Origin of the sequence: Nostoc sp. S13 (assembly GCF_029379315.1) — a bacterium.
GTDB lineage: Bacteria > Cyanobacteriota > Cyanobacteriia > Cyanobacteriales > Nostocaceae > Nostoc.
Genome location: NZ_JAQYWQ010000237.1, coordinates 1 through 2,847, shown reverse-complemented (window position 1 = coordinate 2,847; position 2,847 = coordinate 1). Strand labels below are relative to the sequence as shown.

General features: G+C 37.5%; 4 protein-coding genes. All 4 read right to left on the bottom strand.

All coding sequences use genetic code 11. From position 1 onward, the window contains the following. Nucleotides 1-338: 338 nt before the first annotated feature. Nucleotides 339-1,016 carry a cob(I)yrinic acid a,c-diamide adenosyltransferase gene (gene cobO / locus PUQ00_RS32660; protein ID WP_300424153.1) on the bottom strand — a complete coding sequence of 226 codons (678 nt, stop codon included), beginning with the start codon at nucleotides 1,014-1,016 and terminating at the stop codon, nucleotides 339-341. 115 nt (nucleotides 1,017-1,131) lie between these two features. Then, nucleotides 1,132-1,716: a hypothetical protein gene (locus PUQ00_RS32655; RefSeq protein WP_300424151.1), complete on the bottom strand. Its 585-nt coding sequence runs from the start codon at nucleotides 1,714-1,716 to the stop codon at nucleotides 1,132-1,134. 248 nt (nucleotides 1,717-1,964) lie between these two features. Further along, on the bottom strand, nucleotides 1,965-2,312 hold the full coding sequence (locus tag PUQ00_RS32650) for a hypothetical protein (protein WP_300424149.1): 348 nt from the start codon (nucleotides 2,310-2,312) through the stop codon (nucleotides 1,965-1,967). After that, complete coding sequence (locus PUQ00_RS32645) at nucleotides 2,291-2,746, bottom strand: GFA family protein (RefSeq protein ID WP_300424147.1); 456 nt, start codon at nucleotides 2,744-2,746, stop codon at nucleotides 2,291-2,293. The genes PUQ00_RS32650 and PUQ00_RS32645 overlap by 22 nt, the downstream gene beginning before the upstream one ends. Between the last annotated feature and the right edge of the window lie 101 nt (nucleotides 2,747-2,847).

Genomic DNA, 2,847 nt, shown 5'->3' with positions numbered 1-2,847 from the left:
CAGCGTATACTGAGAGAGCTTTTTTACAACCTGCTCGACTTTTCAAACACCCTCTTAGAGTCGCAAAGAGACCGCCACTGCCGAAACCAGGCGCACTACCATTTTCGTTGTAGAACAACTACCCACTCACAGGGTTGTAGACAATTTTCGCTGTGCTGGCTTGGCCTAAATTAGTGACTTGAAAATCACTCTTCTTACTGAAACCATTTCCCGCAACAGAGGCGATCGCAAAGTGCTGTTTTGAATAGCAATTTTTGACAGCACAAAATCACCTCCATTACCCCTGCAATAGAAATTATTTCAGAATTCTGAATTCTGAATTCTGAATTCTTCTTTATTTAATATTCAATTCCTGGTTGCGCCTTCACACCTTGATCGCGAAAAGGGTGCTTAACTAGGGTCATTTCGGTTACGAGGTCAGCACGCTCAATTAAAGCAGCCGGTGCGCCTCTACCTGTGAGAATAACGTGTTTATTAGCTGGTTTTTGCGCCAAACCTGCTAAAACGTCTTCTACTGGTAAGTAAGCCATTTTCAGGGCGATATTGATTTCATCTAACAATACCAGATGAAAGTCTGGGTTGCGGATGTATTCTAATGATTTTTCCCACGCGGCGCTAGCTTTGTCGAGATCGCGATCGCGATCTTGAGTTTCCCAGGTAAAGCCTTCGCCCATTGCGTGAAATTCTATCTGGTCTTCCCAATAGCTGAAAACCCTTTTTTCGGAAGGTTCCCAGCTACCTTTGATGAATTGGACGATCGCTACTTTATACCCGTGACCGAGCGATCGTAACACCATCCCCAAAGCCGCAGTGGTTTTACCCTTACCGTTACCAGTATTTACAATAATTAACCCTTTTTCTGGTACAGCATCTGCTATGCGCTTGTCTTGCACTTCTTTGCGTCGCTGCATCTTTTTGCGGTACTGTTCATCAGTCAGAGATGAAGACATTACCTCATCAATCAAGCGCCCAATTTCTTGGTCTGGGTTCAATTCTTTTGGTGTGTCGTTTGTCATCAAGCTTGTCTAGAAATAACTGTTAAAAGTGTTGAGAATGAACCAAAATCGTCTTACTTATCCAATTTCACTTAAATAACTTGATTGGAAATTGCCAGGAAGTGTTATATTAAATTTATAGCAATGTAAAGAGCTTTTCATTAGTATGATGTTTTGTTATAGTCAGTACATTGCCATAGCCAAAAGATCCTCCTATTGCATAAGCATAACTAAAAATAAGAATATCTTCCACACCATCATTGTTAAAATCTGCACGTAGTAACTCCGAGAGAATTTGCCCCATTTTATGTTCTATATTAATAGAGTGCTGTGTTACTTTATTAATTTTAACTAATCCCTCGTCAACCCAATCCTGAACACTTTTTCCAGTAGCAATAGCAATTATGTTTTCTTCGTTATCTTCCGGTGAAGATGATAGCGAAGCAAGTATAGAAATAGGTAAAAAGTTTAAATCTACTAATCCAATTCTAGGATTACTAATATAACTTTGTAGCGGGACTCTCGCCTTAGATAAAGATTCAACAATACCACAAGTTTCATTAAATTTACTTTCCATTTTCATAGCATAAGTAGTCAGAGCATAAAATCCTAGTTTTTTCGCTTCAAAAAATTCTTGGCAAGTTTTAATAAAAACTGTTTCATTAACATTATTAACTAACTCTAAACCTTCCTCAATAGAAGCTCCGAAATCAACTGACAATTCTACAAGGTCATCAAATAGCTACGATTAATATAACCACTTATAATGCGCTCATGAAAATGCAACTCATTAAGGAGGTAAAATTGCTCATCATTACTTAAATCTTCTAAATATTTAATACCCTCTTGAGAAGAAAATATACCTATTTCTATTGCAGCCTTTAATGGAAGCAACAGTTCTTCCTTCTCTATATAATTATTAAATTTTTGTTCATACTTTAATACTTTTTGATAATTTCTTTGCGCTATTTATAAATAATATCTTGGATTACTTTCGCTGTAAATTAATCCACCTTTTTGTAAATTAATTTTAATTTTTACTGGAAGCCAGTTATAATAACTATTGATATCAAAATCTTCTCTTAATCCATAATTAACTTTCAAATGTTCTAGTTCTTCAGGATTGTTTAGTAATTTTTCTGGAAGAATATGATCAATATGTAACTGATCAAAAAATATAGGTTCACCTGAAATAGCACATCGCTTGTTATAAGCTTGCCAAAGAGCTACTCTTTGAGGAATTGAAAAATTATGTTTACCCATACTTTTATTGTCTAATGTCGGGAGTTGTGCATTTATGGATGCTGTTGTTTCCATTTTTCCCATAAAGGCTGCGTATTCTCTGGTTGGCCGTCATAGTTGAGCAATTGGTCTGAAATTATCACCCATGACTGGGCACTGCGTGTCCAAATGTTACCCACTGGGCGTAACCAACTTGTATCATCTAAGGTTCCGGCTTTGACATTGATAGTATTTGAGTTGTAAGTCCGTTCATGGAACAATCGCGTTCCGCAGTCGCCACAGAATAGGTTACTTACTTCACGTCCGCTATCATTTTTCCGAGTCCAAGCTTTCGGTTTTCCCTGAACAATCACAACAGCATCTCGTAGTACTGTGAGAGACATGCCAAAGGCACTAGACGATTGTTTCTGACACTCTTTGCAGTGGCATAGGTAAAGGGTTAATGGTTGGGCATGAATTTCATAACGAATCTGTCCACATTGACAACCTCCAGTATATGGAAGACTCACAGGTTTTATCTCCTGACAATTTATATTGCTTTATTGTAATAATCTTAGAGGGTGTTTGAAAAGTCGAGCAGGTTGTAAAAAAGCTCTCTCAGTATACGCTG